This window comes from Pseudomonas sp. ML2-2023-6 (genome assembly GCF_037055265.1).
Lineage (GTDB): Bacteria > Pseudomonadota > Gammaproteobacteria > Pseudomonadales > Pseudomonadaceae > Aquipseudomonas > Aquipseudomonas kulmbachensis.
On sequence record NZ_CP146347.1, the window covers coordinates 2072721 to 2089026 of the forward strand.

General features: G+C 58.3%; 17 protein-coding genes. All 17 read left to right on the plus strand.

The genetic code is table 11. From position 1 onward, the window contains the following. The first annotated feature begins 124 nt into the window (after positions 1 to 124). The 17 genes from fabD to araH all read left to right on the plus strand — a co-directional run bounded on the left by fabD (position 125) and on the right by araH (position 16167). Positions 125 to 1063, plus strand: a complete 939-nt coding sequence (gene fabD, locus V6L79_RS09600; protein WP_261741350.1) for an ACP S-malonyltransferase — start codon at positions 125 to 127, stop codon at positions 1061 to 1063. A gap of 16 nt (positions 1064 to 1079) precedes the next feature. Continuing rightward, positions 1080 to 1823, plus strand: a complete 744-nt coding sequence (fabG, locus tag V6L79_RS09605) for a 3-oxoacyl-ACP reductase FabG (protein WP_261741351.1) — start codon at positions 1080 to 1082, stop codon at positions 1821 to 1823. Between the two features lie 191 nt (positions 1824 to 2014). Further along, positions 2015 to 2251: an acyl carrier protein gene (acpP, locus tag V6L79_RS09610; protein ID WP_016779952.1), complete on the plus strand. Its 237-nt coding sequence runs from the start codon at positions 2015 to 2017 to the stop codon at positions 2249 to 2251. Between the two features lie 111 nt (positions 2252 to 2362). After that, entirely contained in the window at positions 2363 to 3607 is a 1245-nt protein-coding gene (gene fabF / locus V6L79_RS09615; RefSeq protein ID WP_261741352.1) for a beta-ketoacyl-ACP synthase II, read from the plus strand. Next, positions 3607 to 4425: an aminodeoxychorismate lyase gene (gene pabC / locus V6L79_RS09620; RefSeq protein ID WP_261741353.1), complete on the plus strand. Its 819-nt coding sequence runs from the start codon at positions 3607 to 3609 to the stop codon at positions 4423 to 4425. Before fabF ends, pabC begins: the two co-directional genes overlap by 1 nt. A gap of 3 nt (positions 4426 to 4428) precedes the next feature. After that, the gene (gene mltG / locus V6L79_RS09625) at positions 4429 to 5523 is read left to right on the plus strand and encodes an endolytic transglycosylase MltG (protein WP_338580126.1); all 1095 of its coding nucleotides are present in this window, start codon (positions 4429 to 4431) and stop codon (positions 5521 to 5523) included. Positions 5524 to 5535: 12 nt separating this feature from the next. After that, complete coding sequence (gene tmk / locus V6L79_RS09630) at positions 5536 to 6168, plus strand: dTMP kinase (RefSeq protein WP_261741355.1); 633 nt, start codon at positions 5536 to 5538, stop codon at positions 6166 to 6168. Then, entirely contained in the window at positions 6161 to 7147 is a 987-nt protein-coding gene (locus tag V6L79_RS09635) for a DNA polymerase III subunit delta' (protein WP_338580127.1), read from the plus strand. Before tmk ends, V6L79_RS09635 begins: the two co-directional genes overlap by 8 nt. A gap of 32 nt (positions 7148 to 7179) precedes the next feature. Then, positions 7180 to 7962: a TatD family hydrolase gene (locus V6L79_RS09640; protein ID WP_261741357.1), complete on the plus strand. Its 783-nt coding sequence runs from the start codon at positions 7180 to 7182 to the stop codon at positions 7960 to 7962. A 447-nt stretch (positions 7963 to 8409) separates the two neighbouring features. After that, the gene (locus V6L79_RS09645; protein WP_261741358.1) at positions 8410 to 9060 is read left to right on the plus strand and encodes a TetR/AcrR family transcriptional regulator; all 651 of its coding nucleotides are present in this window, start codon (positions 8410 to 8412) and stop codon (positions 9058 to 9060) included. A gap of 115 nt (positions 9061 to 9175) precedes the next feature. Next, positions 9176 to 10144 carry a GTP 3',8-cyclase MoaA gene (locus V6L79_RS09650; RefSeq protein ID WP_261741359.1) on the plus strand — a complete coding sequence of 323 codons (969 nt, stop codon included), beginning with the start codon at positions 9176 to 9178 and terminating at the stop codon, positions 10142 to 10144. A gap of 179 nt (positions 10145 to 10323) precedes the next feature. Continuing rightward, entirely contained in the window at positions 10324 to 10929 is a 606-nt protein-coding gene (locus V6L79_RS09655; protein ID WP_321836655.1) for a DUF4823 domain-containing protein, read from the plus strand. Between the two features lie 15 nt (positions 10930 to 10944). Beyond that, a complete protein-coding gene (locus tag V6L79_RS09660) occupies positions 10945 to 11508 on the plus strand; it encodes a DUF1285 domain-containing protein (RefSeq protein ID WP_261741361.1) in 564 nt (187 codons plus the stop codon). A gap of 270 nt (positions 11509 to 11778) precedes the next feature. Further along, complete coding sequence (locus tag V6L79_RS09665) at positions 11779 to 12597, plus strand: SDR family oxidoreductase (protein ID WP_261741362.1); 819 nt, start codon at positions 11779 to 11781, stop codon at positions 12595 to 12597. Positions 12598 to 12657: 60 nt separating this feature from the next. Further along, complete coding sequence (locus tag V6L79_RS09670) at positions 12658 to 13662, plus strand: substrate-binding domain-containing protein (protein WP_338580128.1); 1005 nt, start codon at positions 12658 to 12660, stop codon at positions 13660 to 13662. 8 nt (positions 13663 to 13670) lie between these two features. After that, positions 13671 to 15173, plus strand: a complete 1503-nt coding sequence (gene araG, locus V6L79_RS09675) for an L-arabinose ABC transporter ATP-binding protein AraG (protein ID WP_338580129.1) — start codon at positions 13671 to 13673, stop codon at positions 15171 to 15173. A 25-nt stretch (positions 15174 to 15198) separates the two neighbouring features. Further along, complete coding sequence (gene araH, locus V6L79_RS09680; RefSeq protein WP_261741365.1) at positions 15199 to 16167, plus strand: L-arabinose ABC transporter permease AraH; 969 nt, start codon at positions 15199 to 15201, stop codon at positions 16165 to 16167. Positions 16168 to 16306: the final 139 nt, after the last annotated feature.

Consider the following 16306-nt stretch of genomic DNA (forward strand, 5'->3'; position numbering starts at 1 on the left):
GTTTTACCGGGCGGGTGCTTAAATGTGACCGCTCGGTCTAATCAGCCATCCAACTGTCAGTTTCTTGCGTCCACCTCGGTAGGACGTCAATTCTCCGACGACAAGATTATTAGGGGCTTGTTACATGTCTACATCCCTCGCATTCGTCTTTCCAGGGCAGGGTTCGCAGTCCCTCGGCATGTTGGCCGAGCTGGGCGCGGAGCATCCGCTGGTCCTGGAAACATTTAAAGAAGCTTCCGATGCTCTGGGTTACGACCTGTGGGCGCTGATCCAGGAAGGTCCTGTAGAGAAGCTGAATCAAACTGATATTACCCAGCCTGCCATTCTCGCTGCCTCGATTGCCCTGTGGCGTCTGTGGTTGGCTGAAGGCGGCAAGCGCCCCGACTTCGTCGCGGGTCACAGCCTGGGCGAGTACAGCGCGCTGGTCGCTGCCGAATGCCTGACATTGGCTGAGGCGGTCAAGCTGGTTGAGCGTCGCGGCCAACTGATGCAAGAAGCGGTGCCGGCCGGGCAGGGTGCCATGGCGGCAATCCTGGGCCTGGAAGATGCTGACGTGCTGGCGGCCTGTGCCGAAGCGGCGCAAGGTGAAGTGGTCAGTGCGGTTAACTTCAACTCGCCGGGTCAGGTCGTAATTGCTGGCTCCAAAGCCGCTGTTGAGCGCGCCATGGAGCTGTGCAAGGCCAAAGGCGCCAAGCGTGCGCTGCCGTTGCCGGTGAGCGTGCCTTCGCACTGCGAGCTGATGCGTCCTGCTGCCGAGCGTTTCGCCGAGTCCATCGAAGCGATTGACTGGAAAATGCCGAGCATTGCGCTGGTGCAGAACGTCAGCGCTGCTGTGGCGGCTGACTTGCCAACCCTCAAGCGCGATTTGCTTGAGCAGCTGTACAAGCCTGTACGCTGGGTTGAGTCGGTGCAAGCATTGGCAGCCGCAGGTCCCGTTGATCTGGTTGAATGCGGCCCGGGTAAAGTCCTGGTGGGCATCAGCAAGCGTTGCGCTGAAGGCGTAACCACTCACAATTTGAACACTCCGGATGCCTTCGCCGCTGCGCGATTGGCTCTGGCCTGAATCAGGAGAAGCCTGCATGAGCTTGCAAGGTAAAGTTGCACTGGTAACGGGCGCTAGCCGTGGCATTGGCCAGGCTATCGCATTGGAGTTGGGTCGTCAGGGCGCCATTGTCATTGGTACTGCGACTTCGGCTGCCGGTGCCGAGCGCATTGCTGCCACCCTGAAAGAAAACGGTGTTCAGGGCACTGGCATGGAACTCAATGTCACCAGCAACGAATCGGTTGCTGCGGTGTTGGCGAGCATTCAGGAACAGTTCGGTGCGCCGGCAATCCTGGTCAATAATGCCGGTATCACCCGCGATAACCTGATGATGCGCATGAAAGATGACGAATGGCATGACGTTATCGATACCAACCTGAACAGTCTGTATCGCCTGTCCAAGGGGGTTTTGCGCGGCATGACCAAGGCCCGTTGGGGACGAATTATCAATATTGGCTCTGTTGTGGGTGCCATGGGCAACGCAGGCCAAGTAAACTACGCCGCCGCCAAGGCAGGTCTTGAAGGTTTCAGCCGTGCGCTGGCACGTGAAGTGGGCTCGCGCTCAATCACTGTCAACTCGGTGGCTCCAGGTTTTATCGATACCGATATGACCCGTGAGTTGCCACAAGCACAGCGTGACGCCTTGCAGACACAGATTCCGCTGGGCCGTTTGGGCCAGGCTCAAGAGATCGCAAACGTGGTCTCTTTCCTGGCATCTGACGGTGCAGCCTACGTGACTGGGGCTACAATCCCAGTCAACGGCGGGATGTACATGAGTTAAATGTGACGGATTGCTTCAAAAAAATGTCATACGAGCTGTCTAAAATCCGTTATAAAGCTGCAATCTATTTATAGGCAGCCGGTTGTTGCGGTGTGAGTGCAAAGCTTTCAGTTGAAAAACTGAAAAGGCTTTCGATACACTTGCCCACTGGCCAGCTGCCTGAATTTGTCCATTAGGAGTGAAAACAAGGTATGAGCACCATCGAAGAGCGCGTCAAGAAAATCGTTGCCGAGCAACTGGGCGTTAAAGAAGAAGAAGTGACCAATGCCGCTTCCTTCGTTGAAGACCTGGGTGCCGACTCCCTTGACACCGTTGAGCTTGTGATGGCTCTGGAAGAGGAATTCGAGACTGAGATTCCTGACGAAGAAGCTGAAAAGATCACTACTGTACAAGCAGCTATCGATTACGTTACTAGCCACCAGGCGTAATAGTTTGTAATCGTTGCTCGCTGTCATGGAAAAACCGCACTGCCGCTCTGGCGTGCGGTTTTTTCTTTAGGTGTGATGCAAAGTGTCGTCAATAGAATAAAGGAGAGTGCTGTGTCGCGTAGACGCGTCGTAGTCACCGGTATGGGGATGTTGTCGCCACTGGGTGCGGATGTACAAACCACCTGGCAAGGCATTCTGGCAGGCCGAAGTGGCATTGGTCTGATCGAACACACGGATCTTTCTGCCTATTCCACCCGTTTTGGCGGCTCGGTACAGGGCTTTAACGTTGAGGATTACCTCTCCGTCAAAGAATCCCGAAAACTTGACCTGTTTATTCAGTACGGTTTGGCAGCTGGGTTTCAGGCTGTGCGTAATTCCGGCCTTGAAGTAACCGACGCCAATCGTGAGCGCATCGGTGTGGCAATGGGTTCGGGTATTGGCGGTTTGACCAATATCGAAGAAACCAGCCGTACCCTGCACGAGCAAGGCCCGCGACGGATTTCTCCGTTTTTCGTGCCCGGCTCGATCATCAATATGATTTCCGGTTTTCTGTCTATCCATCTGGGTACACAGGGGCCTAACTACGCCATTTCGACGGCCTGTACCACGGGCACGCACTGCATCGGTATGGCCGCACGCAACATTGCTTACGGCGAAGCCGATGTAATGATTGCCGGCGGCGCCGAAATGGCTGCCTGTGGTCTGGGCATGGGCGGCTTTGGTGCCTCTCGTGCGCTGTCGACCCGCAACGACGATCCGGCTCGTGCCAGCCGTCCGTGGGACAAGGGCCGTGATGGTTTTGTGTTGTCTGACGGTGCCGGTGCGCTGGTGCTTGAAGAACTTGAGCATGCCAAGGCGCGTGGGGCGACCATCTACGCCGAGTTGATTGGTTTCGGGATGAGCGGTGACGCTTTCCACATGACCTCGCCACCGGCTGATGGTGCGGGCGCTGCTCGCTGCATCACCAATGCATTGCGCGATGCTCAGCTGAACGCTGACCAGGTGCAGTACATCAACGCCCACGGTACTTCGACACCTACCGGTGACCTGGCAGAAGTTGCGGCAATCAAGTCGGTGTTTGGCGATCACGCCTACAAGTTGGCCGTGAGTTCGACCAAGTCCATGACTGGTCACCTGTTGGGCGCGGCGGGCGCGGTTGAGGCGATTTTCAGCGTACTGGCAATCAACAGCCAGATCGCTCCGCCGACCATCAACCTCGACGAGCCTGATGAAGGCTGCGATCTGGACTTCGTGCCGCATACCGCGCGCGAAATGCCGATCGACGTGGTGCTGTCCAACTCGTTCGGCTTTGGCGGAACTAACGGTTCGTTGGTTTTCCGTCGGTACGCCGACTGATGCAAAGCTGGGTCGACGGTCAACCGGCGAACGCTCTGGCGTCGCTTAAAGACCGTGGGCTGGCCTACGGCGATGGTCTATTCGAGACCATCGCGGTCAAGGCTGGCGCGCCGTTGTTGCTGGAGCTGCATTTGCAGCGTCTGGCGCAGGGCTGTTCCCGGTTGGCAATTGTTGCGGATCAACCCTTGATCCGCAGCGAATTGCTGGCTTATGCGCAAGCGATGGGCGAGGGCGTCCTCAAGCTCATCCTGACCCGTGGCGATAGCCTGCGTGGTTATGGCGCGTCCCCCGAGGCTTTACCTCGAAGAATCCTGCAAGCCAGTCCGGCTGCTGCTTACCCTGAGGCCTATGCGCTGCAAGGTATTGCGCTATTTGACTGTGCCACCCGTTTGGCCGAGCAACCGCTGTTGGCGGGGCTCAAACATCTCAATCGACTCGAACAGGTAATAGCGCGCTCCGAATGGCAAGACCCGGCCTACGCCGAGGGCTTGATGCGCGACACCTCGGGGCGGGTGATCGAAGGTGTATTCAGCAATTTGTTTATGGTGCGCGACGGGGCTCTGCTGACCGCCGACCTGCACCGCTGTGGCGTGGCAGGCGTGATGCGGGCCGCACTGCTGGCCGAGGCCGAGCGTCTGGGCATCCCTTGTCATGTCACTGACATCAGCCTTGCGCAACTGCAGCAGGCCGATGAAATCTTCCTCTGTAACAGCGTGTATGGCGTTTGGCCCGTACGTGCATATGCAGACCTGAGCTGGCCGGTGGGGCCACTCACCCGTAAACTGCAAGGCATTGCTCGCACCCTATTGGATGTTTGATTCGTGAAACGTAAATTCTTGGTGCTGCTGGAGACAGGTCTGGTGCTGGCGGGCTTGTTGCTGGGCGCTAGCGCCTGGAAGCTCAATTCGGCGCTGGAACAACCGCTCAACCTGACGCAGGAACAATTACTCGACGTACCGGCAGGCGCCACGCCGACCGGCACGTTCAATCGTCTGGAAGCTGACGACACCCTGCGCGATGCCTTTTGGCTGCGCTTGTACTGGCGCTTCAACCTCGAAGGCCAGCCCTTGCACAGCGGCGAATACCGCATGACCCCGGGCATGACCGCCCAGGACCTGATCGGCCTGTGGCAGCGTGGCGAAGTGGTGCAATACAGCCTGACTCTGGTTGAAGGCTGGAACTTTCGCCAGGTGCGCAGCGCTTTGGCCAAGCATGAAAAAATCGAGCAGACCCTCGACGGCCTGAGCGATAGCGAAGTCATGGCGAAACTGGGTCATGGTGGCGAATTCCCTGAAGGTCGATTCTTTCCTGACACCTATCGCTTTGTGCGCGGCATGACCGATGCCCAACTGCTGGAAAAAGCCTACGACCGTCTGTATAAAGTGCTGGCCCAGGAATGGGCGCAGCGTGACCCGGATGTGCCCTATGCCAATCCTTATCAGGCGCTGATCATGGCTTCCCTGGTAGAAAAGGAAACTGGAGTGCCGCAAGAGCGTGGGCAAATTGCCGGGGTTTTTGTGCGCCGGATGAAAATCGGCATGCCGCTGCAAACCGATCCTACGGTGATCTATGGTCTGGGCGAACGTTACAACGGCAAGCTGACCCGAGCTCATTTGCGCGAGCCGACGCCGTACAACACCTACACCATTCCCGGCCTGCCGCCGACACCGATTGCGATGGTCGGACGTGAAGCCATTCATGCCGCCTTGCACCCGGTCGGGGGCACCAGCTTGTACTTTGTGGCCAAGGGCGATGGTAGCCATACGTTTTCCGATGACCTGGATGCGCACAACAATGCGGTGCGCGAATTCCAGATCAAGCGTCGGGCCGATTACCGTTCGAGCCCTGCGCCGACCCCTGCGCCCGAACCGGCGAGCACCCCGGTCGAGCCGCAAGGCCCGAAAGACACTGATTAAGGATTGCTGCCTGTGACTGGCTTGTTTATTACCCTGGAAGGCCCCGAAGGCGCGGGCAAAAGTACCAACCGTGAATACCTGGCAGAGCGTTTGCGCGCCGAAGGTATCGACGTGGTGCTGACCCGTGAACCTGGCGGCACGCCGTTGGCAGAGCGTATCCGCGAACTGCTGCTGACGCCCAGTGATGACGCCATGTGCGCCGATACCGAGCTGTTGCTGGTATTCGCAGCCCGTGCCCAGCATCTGGCCGAAGTCATTCGTCCGGCTTTGCAGCGTGGGGCGGTGGTGCTATGTGATCGCTTTACCGATGCCACGTACGCCTATCAGGGCGGCGGTCGGGGCTTGTCGCATGAACGCATCGCGACCCTTGAAACCTTTGTTCAAGGGTCGTTGCGGCCTGATCTGACCCTGGTGTTTGATCTGCCGATTGAGGTCGGTATGGCCCGGGCCAGTGCGCGTGGACGACTGGATCGCTTTGAGCAGGAAGGTCGCACGTTCTTCGATGCGGTGCGCAGCACCTATCTCGGCCGTGCCGCTGTAGAACCTGCACGCTATCGCCTGATTGATGCCGCGCAAACCCTGGCGCAGGTGCAGGGACAGCTGGATGCCTTGTTGCCAGAACTGCTGGGCATGCACCGTGGCTGAGGCCTATCCGTGGCAAGACAACCTGTGGCAGCACATGGCGGGGCGCGCGCAACATGCTCACGCCTATTTGCTGCACGGGCCTGCGGGCATTGGTAAGCGGGCGCTGGCCGAGCGGCTGATGGCCAGCCTGCTGTGTAAACAGCCGGTCGGGCTTGAAGCCTGTGGCGCGTGCAAGTCCTGTTCGTTGTTGGCGGCCGGGAGCCATCCCGACAACTACATTCTTGAGCCGGAAGAGGCGGACAAGGCGATCAAGGTCGATCAGGTGCGCGATCTGGTCAGCTTTGTGGTGCAGACCACCCAATTGGGCGGGCGCAAGGTGGTGCTGGTCGAGCCGGTGGAGTCGATGAACATCAACGCCGCCAACGCCTTGCTCAAAAGCCTTGAAGAGCCATCGGGCAACACCATCTTGCTGTTGGTCAGCCACCAGTCCAGCCGATTGCTGCCGACCATTCGCAGCCGTTGCGTGCAGCAGGCTTGCCCGCTGCCGAGCCGGGAGTTGAGCCTCGAATGGCTGGCCAAGGCGCTGCCTGACAGCAGTGATGCCGAGCGGGTTGAGTTATTGACCCTTGCCGCCGGTTCGCCGCTGGCGGCGGTCAAGTTGCAGGCCCAGGGTGTTCGCGAGCAGCGTGCAGCGGTGGTGGACGGGGTTAAAAAGTTGCTCAAGCGCGAGCTGTCGGCCAGTCAATTGGCTGAAAGCTGGAAAGCTATCCCGCTGCTGTTGTTGTTTGACTGGTTTTGCGACTGGTCGAACCTGATCCTGCGTTATCAACTGACTCAGGACGAAAGCGGTCTGGGGCTTGAGGATATGCGCAAAGTGCTGCAATACCTGGCGCAGAAGACCCCGCAGGACAAGGTTCTGAGCATTCAGGACTGGATTCTTGCCCAGCGCCAAAAAGTGCTGAGCAAGGCCAACCTTAATCGTGATCTGTTGATCGAAGCGTTACTGGTGCAGTGGGCTGGCCTGCCCGGCCAGCGCTGATTTGACTGAATTGATAAACAGGTAATTTTTGTATGCTGGTTGACTCCCATTGCCATCTCGATCGTCTTGATCTGAGCGCCCATGACGGCTCGCTGGACGCCGCCCTTGAAGCTGCGCGCCAGCGTGGTGTCGGGCATTTCCTGTGTATCGGGGTAAGTGCCGACAACGCGGCCGATGTCAAAGCCCTGACCGATCGGTATGCCGATGTAGATTGTTCGGTGGGCGTCCACCCGCTGGATGTCCAGCCGGGTGCGGCGCCAGCGCTGGACTGGCTGCTGGGCGAGTTGAATCACCCACGGGTGGTGGCGATTGGCGAGACGGGACTGGACTACCACTACGAGCCCGAAGCTGGCGAGTTGCAGCAATTGTCGTTTCGGGTGCATCTGGAGGCGGCTCAACAGACCGGCAAGCCGGTAGTGATTCATACCCGTGGTGCTCGCGCCGATACACTGACCATGCTGCGTGAGGCGGCATTGCCCCAGGCCGGTGTGCTGCACTGCTTCACTGAAGACTGGGACATGGCCAAGGCCGCGCTGGACATGGGCTATTACATCTCGTTGTCGGGGATCGTGACCTTCCGCAACGCCGACGCCCTGCGCGATGTGGCCCGTCAGGTGCCCGCCGATCGCTTGCTGGTCGAGACCGATTCGCCTTACCTGGCCCCGATTCCGTATCGTGGCAAACCGAACCTGCCGCAGTACGTACGTGAAGTGGCCGAGTTTCTGGCTATGTTGCGCGGTGAGTCCTACGAACGTTTTGCCGAGCAGACTACAGAAAATTTCAAGCGCCTGTTTCCGCTGGCACGAGTCGGATAATTCTGTAGCCGCTGCCGCCGGCTGCGACAAGGGCCGCAGGACCTTCGCTAATGGCGGCCCCCCTGCGGGCCCGATCGCAGCCGGCGGCAGCGGCTACATTTAAGGCATGCGGCACATTTTTAAAGCAAAAAAAACCCGGGCTCTGGGGAATCCGGGTTAAGACCATTAGGAGTAAAACAGTGGCACGCACTCCGTTGGTGCCAATATCGGCGAAACACTTTGGGGGGGATGTTGCGCCGACATGTTAAGTATTGGTCAGCTTTGTCGAACGTCCAGTCAGGATTGATCGTTTTTTAAACAGATTTGGAATACCCGAGCTTCGCTTGAGTGCTCACTTTCCCTTGGGTAAATCGTTTGAACGTATCGATATGCAGGATGATCCGTGCAATTTAGCGTGACTAATGCATAATACTCCGCTTCTATTTTGACCCAAACAGACCTTTTCTTATGCACAAAGAACCCCGTAAGGTCCGTGAGTTTCGTCGCCGCGAGCAGGAAATTCTCGATACCGCGCTCAAGCTGTTCCTCGACCTGGGTGAAGACAGTGTCACCGTCGAGATGATTGCTGATGCCGTAGGTATCGGCAAAGGCACGATCTACAAGCACTTCAAGTCCAAGGCCGAGATTTACCTGCGCCTGATGCTCGACTACGAGCGTGATTTGAATGAGCTGCTGCATTCTGCTGATGTGGATAAAGACAAAGAGGCGCTGTCGCGTGCCTACTTTGAATTTCGCATGCGTGACCCGCAGCGCTACCGGTTGTTTGATCGCCTTGAAGAAAAGGTCGTCAAGGGCAATCAGGTGCCTGAACTGGTCGAAGAACTGCACAAGATTCGCGCATCCAACTTTGAGCGCCTGACCCTGCTGATCAAGGGTCGTATCAGCGAAGGCAAGCTTGAAGACGTACCGCCTTACTTCCATTACTGTGCGGCCTGGGCTCTGGTGCACGGCGCGGTGGCGCTGTATCACTCGCCGTTCTGGAGCAATGTGCTGGAAGATCAGGAAGGCTTTTTCCAGTTCCTGATGGATATCGGCGTGCGCATGGGCAACAAGCGCAAGCGTGACCCTGAGACCCCGGCTGTAGAGTCAGGGCAGTAAGCATTTCCTTCATGGCTTATGGCCTTGAAGCTTATACTCAGGCTTGGGTCTTGCTAAAACTTGATTTATGAGTCAGGTTTTGGCGCGCCCCATTTTCCCCGTGCCGGAGTCATCCATGATCGTTGATCGCCAAGGCAGACGTTTTCGCAATTTGCGTCTTAGTCTGACCTCTGCCTGCAACTACGCCTGCACCTACTGTGTGCCCAACGGCAAGCGGCTGGTTGCAGCGCAGGATGAGCTGTCGGCCGAAGCGATGGTGCGCGGGGTGGCCTATCTGATTGAGGCCGCAGGCATTGAACGCTTGCGTATCACCGGGGGTGAACCGCTGGTCAGCCCCAAGCTTGAAACCTTTATGCGCGAAGTCGGGCGGTTGGGTTTGAGCGATATCAGCCTGACGACCAATGGCCAATTACTTGCGCGCAAATTGCCGCTACTGCTGGACGCGGGTATTCGTCGCATCAACGTCTCCCTCGATACGCTTGATGCTGACGCATTTCGCCGTATTGCTCGGGGTGGCGACCTGCCAACCGTGCTCGACGGCATGCAGCAGGCCGGTGACGCGGGGATCAAGATCAAGGTCAATATGGTTCCCTTGCGCGGACAGAACCTGGATCAGGTCATGCCGCTGCTGGAGTATTGCCTTGAGCGCGGCTATGAACTGCGCTTTATCGAACTGATGCGCATGGGGCATCTGGCCAGTGATGGCAATGCCTTCCTGCAACAGTTTGTCAGCCTGCAACAGCTGTTGGCGCTGATTGGCGAGCGCTACGAGTACTTGCAGGCTGATGCGCCAATTGATGCCACGGCGGTGCGCTACCAGATCCCAGGTCACGGTTATTTTGGGGTAATTGCCAACGAAAGCGTGCCCTTCTGCCGAACCTGCTCACGTTTGCGCCTGTCTTCCACGGGATGGCTGCATGGTTGCCTGTCGTCGAGCAATCGCCACTATGTTGGCGACCTGCTGAACAAGCCGCGCCACCAGGCCCTGCCTGCGCTGCAAGGCTTGCTGATGAAAGCCCTGGGCGACAAGCAGGAAGTCGCTTTCTCTGGCGGCGCCACCGTGATGAAGATCATCGGCGGCTAAGGTACTCGCGGCGGCAGAGATACATCAAATGTGGGAGCGAGCCTGCTCGCGAAGATCATTCGCGAGCAGGCTCGCTCCCACAGGGGTGTGACCTATCTACTGTTCCGCTAAAACTGGCGCGCAATCTGCATCACGCGACTATTCGCCGGTTTTCTGTCACCGGCCATCGGGAGAGCGGGATGCGTGGTCTGATTATTTGGCTGGCTTTTTTGGCACTGGGCGGCTGCATGACGGTCAGCGATCTGGGCGAAGGTGCGCGCTATCAAATGAGTGACGCGGGCCTGCTAGATCACAGCAACACTCGGCGCAGCAACTCGCTGCGCATCCAGCCGGATTCCTTTATCTACATCGCCCAAGGGGCATTTGCTCCGGTCGGTGATCCCAATGTGCGGCCCAATGTGGTGGCTGAAGAAGCCTATAACGGCTTTGTCGAATACTTCCCGATGGTGCGCCGTGCCAAGCAGCCGTTGGGGCTCGACCAGGCAATGACCGAAGCCCGCAGCTTTGGCGCACACTATTTGCTGTACACCCGCTTTGCCCGGGCGGACGACCGGATCGGCAACAGCGACGAATGGCTCGACCAGGAAGAAATCAGCCGTCTGGGAATCGACAGTGGGGTGATCCAGGTGATGCTGATCGAGACCAGTACCCAGTATCTGATCGACACTGCCACCATTCGCAGTCGCGGTGGTTTGCTGACGTTCCATGACAACAAGCCCGCGGACCTGATCGGCCCGCCGCTCGCCAAGTACGCCCGCGGCTTGATAGGCTTGAGCGATCAATAAGTCGAGGAGAGCACCATGAGTGAGCCGGTAGACGTCAGCAATTTGTTGGCGCAAATCCCCAGGGCCGACAAGGGCCTGCCACCCGTTCATTTGTGGGATACCGCGTTTTGCGGTGACATCGACATGCGCATCGCCCGCGATGGCACCTGGTACTACATGGGCACGCCGATTGGTCGCAAGCCCATGGTCAAACTGTTCTCGACCATCATTCGCCGCGACGGCGATGATTATTTCCTGATCACTCCGGTAGAGAAGGTCGGCATCAAAGTTGATGACGCACCCTTTGTCGCGGTTGCCCTGGATGTGGACGGTGAGGGTGAGCAACAAGTCCTGCGCTTTACCACTAATGTCGACGAGTCGATCAGTGCCGGCAGCGAGCACCCGCTGCGGATTGTCATCGACCCCGTTACTCAGGAACCCGCGCCCTACCTGCACGTGCGGCGCAATCTCGAAGCCCTGATCCATCGCAATGTGTTCTACCAACTGGTCGAGCTGGCGGTGGTGCGCGAAGTCGACGGGCAAAACTGGCTGGGTGTCTGGAGCGCAGGCGAGTTTTTCACCATCGGGCTTGAGCCCTGAACCAGTCGGTTGTACCCGACTCGCAATAAAATCCCTAAATGTGGGATGTAAAATTATATATTGAGATTTAATTCTCCCTGGGTTTATAGTCGGCCTCAGCTCTACGCACTCACACTTAAAAAAACAAAACAGGTGAAGTGATGCCGAACTATCCCAGGGTGCTCCTGCGCGCAGGCGCGTCTGCACGTCCTACCCGATCCCCCATGTTTTTTAACCGGTCATCGACAGATGCCCGGTTTTCGTCGTGCCTGTTCCCAGGAGTCCTGATCAATGGCTGAAGCTCTATCCTTGCCGCCGGTTGCCGAGCCGCCCCGTGGCGAACGCCTGAAGAACAAAGTGGTCGTCTTGACTGGCGCCGCTCAGGGCATTGGCGAAGCCATAGTCGCCAGTTTTGTGTCGCAGCAGGCAAAACTGGTCATTAGTGATATTCAGACCGAGAAGGTGGAAAAGGTCGCTGCCCATTGGCGTGAACTAGGGGGTGACGTGCAGGCGATCCGCGCCGACGTGTCCTGTCAGGCAGACCTGCATGCGATGGTGGCGCTGGCGCTGGAACTGCATGGCCGGGTCGATGTGCTGGTCAACTGCGCCGGGGTCAACGTGTTCCGTGATCCGTTGCAGATGACAGAGGAAGACTGGCGTCGCTGTTTCGCCATCGACCTGGACGGTGCCTGGTATGGCTGCAAGGCGGTACTGCCACAGATGATCGAGCAGGGCGTGGGCAGCATCATCAACATCGCCTCCACCCATTCCAGCAACATCATTCCCGGCTGCTTTCCGTATCCGGTGGCCAAACACGGCCTGCTCGGCCTGACCCGTGCCTTGGGCATCGAATACGCGCCCAAGGGCATCCGGGTCAACGCTATCGCGCCGGGCTATATCGAGACTCAACTCAACGTTGACTATTGGAACGGTTTCGCCGATCCGCACGCCGAGCGTCAGCGCGCCCTCGACCTGCACCCACCGCGCCGCATCGGCCAGCCGCTGGAAGTGGCAATGACCGCCGTATTCCTGGCCAGCGATGAAGCGCCGTTTATCAACGCCTCGTGTATCACCATCGATGGTGGGCGTTCAGTGCTGTACCACGATTGAACCTGTGCCTGGACGAAGCAGGCTCTCAAACACTTCAAAAACAATAACAAGGGGTTTGCCATGAAATTGCGTCCCGTTATCCGTTCCCTGTGTTGTGCAGCATTGGCCGTCAGTGCCATCGGCCTGAGTAGTGCGCTGCTGGCCGCCGAGCAAGTCAAGATCGGCTTTTTGGTCAAGCAGGCTGAAGAGCCTTGGTTCCAGACCGAATGGGCGTTTGCTGAGAAAGCCGCCAAGGACAAAGGCTTCACCCTGATTAAAATTGCCGTACCGGATGGTGAGAAAACCCTGTCGGCCATCGACAGCTTGGCCGCCAACGGCGCGCAGGGTTTTGTGATCTGCCCGCCGGATGTGGGGCTCGGTCCTGCGATCATGGCCAAGGCCAAACTTAACGGCCTGAAAGTGATTGCCGTGGATGACCGCTTTGTCGATGCCAGCGGCAAGTTTATGGAGGATGTGCCGTACCTGGGCATGGCGGCGTTCGAAGTCGGCGAGAAACAGGGCAGTGCGATGGTCGCTGAAGCGAAAAAGCGCAACTGGGACTGGAAAGACACTTACGCCGTCATCAACACCTTTAACGAACTGGATACCGGCAAAAAGCGCACCGATGGCTCGGTCAAATCCTTGAAGGCCGCGGGCCTGCCAGACGATCACATTCTGTACTCCGCGCTTAAAACCCTCGATGTGCCTGGCAGCATGGACGCCACCAACTCGGCGCTGGTCAAACTGCCCGGCGCGGCGAAGAACCTGATTATCGGCGGGATGAACGACAGCACCGTGCTCGGTGGCGTGCGCGCCACGGAAAGTGCCGGTTTTGCGCCAGCGAATGTGATCGGTATTGGCATTAATGGCACTGACGCCATTGGCGAACTGAAAAAGGCCAACAGCGGCTTCTTCGGCTCAATGCTGCCCAGCCCGCATATCGAAGGCTACAAGACCGCGACCATGATGTTTGAGTGGATCACCGAGGGCAAAGAGCCGCCGCTGTACACCGCAATGGATGAGGTGATGCTGATCACCCGAGACAACTTCCAGGAAGAGCTGACCAAGATTGGTCTGTGGAATTGAACTCGTTAATGAGCAGTACCGCCAGCCTGCAGTTCAGCGGGATAGGCAAACAGTTTCCCGGGGTGCAGGCGCTGGCCGATATCAGCTTCATAGCCCATCCGGGGCAGGTGCATGCGCTGATGGGCGAAAACGGCGCGGGTAAATCCACGCTGTTAAAGATACTCGGTGGGGCATATCAGCCCAGCAGCGGCCATTTGCAGATCGGTGAACAGTCGCTGACCTTCAAGTCCACGGCTGAAAGCATCGCCAGCGGGGTGGCGGTGATCCACCAGGAGCTGCATCTGGTGCCGGAAATGACCGTGGCCGAGAATCTGTTCCTGGGGCATTTGCCTGCGCGTTTTGGCCTGATCAACCGCCGCGTACTGCGCCAGCAAGCGCTGGACTTGCTCAAGGGCCTGGCCGACGAAATCGACCCGCAGGAAAAGGTCGCGCGCTTGTCGCTGGGCCAGCGCCAATTGATCGAAATCGCCAAGGCGCTGTCCCGTGGCGCCCATGTAATTGCTTTCGATGAACCGACCAGCAGCCTCTCGGCGCGCGAGATCGATCGGCTGATGGCGATCATTACCCGTCTGCGCGACGAGGGCAAAGTGGTGCTCTACGTGTCCCATCGCATGGAAGAGGTGTTCCGTATTTGCGATGCGGTCACGGTGTTCAAGGACGGTCGTTACGTGCGCACTTTCGAGCAAATGAGTGACTTGAGCCACGACCAGTTGGTGACCTGCATGGTGGGGCGCGATATTCAGGATATTTATGACTACCGGCCGCGTGAGCACGGCGAGGTGGCGCTCAAGGTGCAGGGGCTGCTCGGCCCTGGGTTGCGCGAGCCAGTGAGTTTCGAGGTGCGCAAGGGCGAGATTCTGGGCCTGTTCGGGCTGGTGGGGGCAGGGCGTACCGAGTTGTTGCGCCTGCTCAGCGGGCTGACCCCTTGCCGCGCCGGAAGTCTTGAACTGCAAGGCCGCGAACTGAGGCTGCGCTCACCCCGCGATGCAATTGATGCGGGGGTACTGCTGTGCCCGGAAGACCGCAAAAAGGAGGGCATCATCCCGCTCGCCAGCGTCGCCGAGAACATCAATATCAGCGCCAGGGGCGCACACTCGAGTCTGGGTTGCCTACTGCACGGAGGGTGGGAGCGCAGCAATGCCGACAAGCAGATCAAGGCGCTGAAAGTCAAAACCCCAAGCGCAGCGCAGAAAATCATGTACCTGTCCGGCGGCAATCAACAGAAGGCCATTCTCGGCCGCTGGCTGTCGATGCCCATGAAAGTGCTGCTGCTCGACGAGCCGACGCGGGGCATCGATATCGGCGCCAAGGCCGAGATCTACCAAATCATCCATGCCCTGGCAGCCAGCGGTATTGCGGTGATCGTGGTGTCCAGCGACCTGATGGAAGTGATGGGCATCAGCGACCGCATTCTGGTGCTGTGTGAAGGTCGGGTATGCGGCGAACTGCCTCGCGACCAGGCTAATGAATCCAACTTGTTGCAAATGGCCTTGCCAGGCCGGCGCGGCTGAAGGCGTGATCCACTGAGAGGTTTTTATGACAATGCAAAATACGTCACTGCCCGCTGCGCGCAAACCCTTGGATCTGCGACGCTTTCTCGATGACTGGGTAATGTTGCTGGCGGCGCTGGCGATCTTCCTGCTGTGCACCTTGCTGATCGACAACTTCCTGTCGCCGTTGAACATGCGCGGCCTGGGGCTGGCGATTTCAACCACCGGGATTGCCGCCTGCACCATGCTCTATTGTCTGGCGTCGGGGCATTTCGACTTGTCAGTAGGCTCGGTAATCGCCTGTTCCGGGGTCGTGGCGGCGGTGGTCATGCGTGACACCGACAGCGTGTTTCTGGGCGTTAGTGCAGCGTTGGGCATGGGGCTGATTGTCGGCCTGGTCAACGGCATCGTGATCGCCAAATTGCGGGTCAATGCATTGATCACCACGCTGGCGACCATGCAAATCGTGCGTGGCCTGGCGTATATCTTCGCCAACGGCAAGGCGGTCGGGGTGTCCCAGGAGTCGTTCTTCGTCTTCGGCAACGGTCAGTTGTTTGGCGTGCCGGTGCCGATCCTGATCACCATTGTGTGCTTCCTGTTTTTTGGCTGGCTGCTGAACTACACCACCTATGGTCGCAACACCATGGCCATTGGCGGCAACCCGGAAGCGGCGTTGCTGGCGGGAGTCAATGTCGACCGAACCAAAATCATCATCTTCGCCGTACACGGGCTGATCGGTGCGCTGGCGGGGGTGATCCTCGCATCGCGCATGACCTCGGGCCAGCCGATGATTGGGCAGGGCTTCGAACTGACCGTGATCTCGGCCTGCGTATTGGGCGGAGTGTCGCTGAGCGGCGGGGTTGGGATGATCCGGCACGTGATTGCGGGGGTGTTGATCCTGGCCATTATCGAAAATGCGATGAACCTCAAGAACATCGACACCTTCTACCAGTACGTGATCCGCGGTTCGATCCTGCTGCTGGCGGTGGTGATCGACCGGTTGAAACAACGCTGATAGCTCAGGGGGCGGCGGCTTGCTCCCAATGCGGGCTACTCGGTGCATTTGCCTGATCGCGGTGATTCTATCGCGATCAGACAAAAGCTTAAATCCCTATATATGAGACTGCATTTTATATGTTGAGATTTATAGCGGC

Excerpts from the sequence above, each read along its gene's own strand:
- fabG (WP_261741351.1), top strand. The coding sequence starts at position 1,080 with ATGAGCTTGCAAGGTAAAGTTGCACTGGTAACGGGCGCTAGCCGTGGC.
- araH (WP_261741365.1), top strand. The coding sequence starts at position 15,199 with ATGACAATGCAAAATACGTCACTGCCCGCTGCGCGCAAACCCTTGGAT.
- fabD (WP_261741350.1), top strand. The coding sequence starts at position 125 with ATGTCTACATCCCTCGCATTCGTCTTTCCAGGGCAGGGTTCGCAGTCC.
- V6L79_RS09645 (WP_261741358.1), top strand. The coding sequence starts at position 8,410 with ATGCACAAAGAACCCCGTAAGGTCCGTGAGTTTCGTCGCCGCGAGCAG.
- V6L79_RS09660 (WP_261741361.1), top strand. The coding sequence starts at position 10,945 with ATGAGTGAGCCGGTAGACGTCAGCAATTTGTTGGCGCAAATCCCCAGG.
- V6L79_RS09670 (WP_338580128.1), top strand. The coding sequence starts at position 12,658 with ATGAAATTGCGTCCCGTTATCCGTTCCCTGTGTTGTGCAGCATTGGCC.
- araG (WP_338580129.1), top strand. The coding sequence starts at position 13,671 with ATGAGCAGTACCGCCAGCCTGCAGTTCAGCGGGATAGGCAAACAGTTT.
- V6L79_RS09640 (WP_261741357.1), top strand. The coding sequence starts at position 7,180 with ATGCTGGTTGACTCCCATTGCCATCTCGATCGTCTTGATCTGAGCGCC.
- acpP (WP_016779952.1), top strand. The coding sequence starts at position 2,015 with ATGAGCACCATCGAAGAGCGCGTCAAGAAAATCGTTGCCGAGCAACTG.
- V6L79_RS09650 (WP_261741359.1), top strand. The coding sequence starts at position 9,176 with ATGATCGTTGATCGCCAAGGCAGACGTTTTCGCAATTTGCGTCTTAGT.
- pabC (WP_261741353.1), top strand. The coding sequence starts at position 3,607 with ATGCAAAGCTGGGTCGACGGTCAACCGGCGAACGCTCTGGCGTCGCTT.
- V6L79_RS09655 (WP_321836655.1), top strand. The coding sequence starts at position 10,324 with ATGCGTGGTCTGATTATTTGGCTGGCTTTTTTGGCACTGGGCGGCTGC.
- V6L79_RS09665 (WP_261741362.1), top strand. The coding sequence starts at position 11,779 with ATGGCTGAAGCTCTATCCTTGCCGCCGGTTGCCGAGCCGCCCCGTGGC.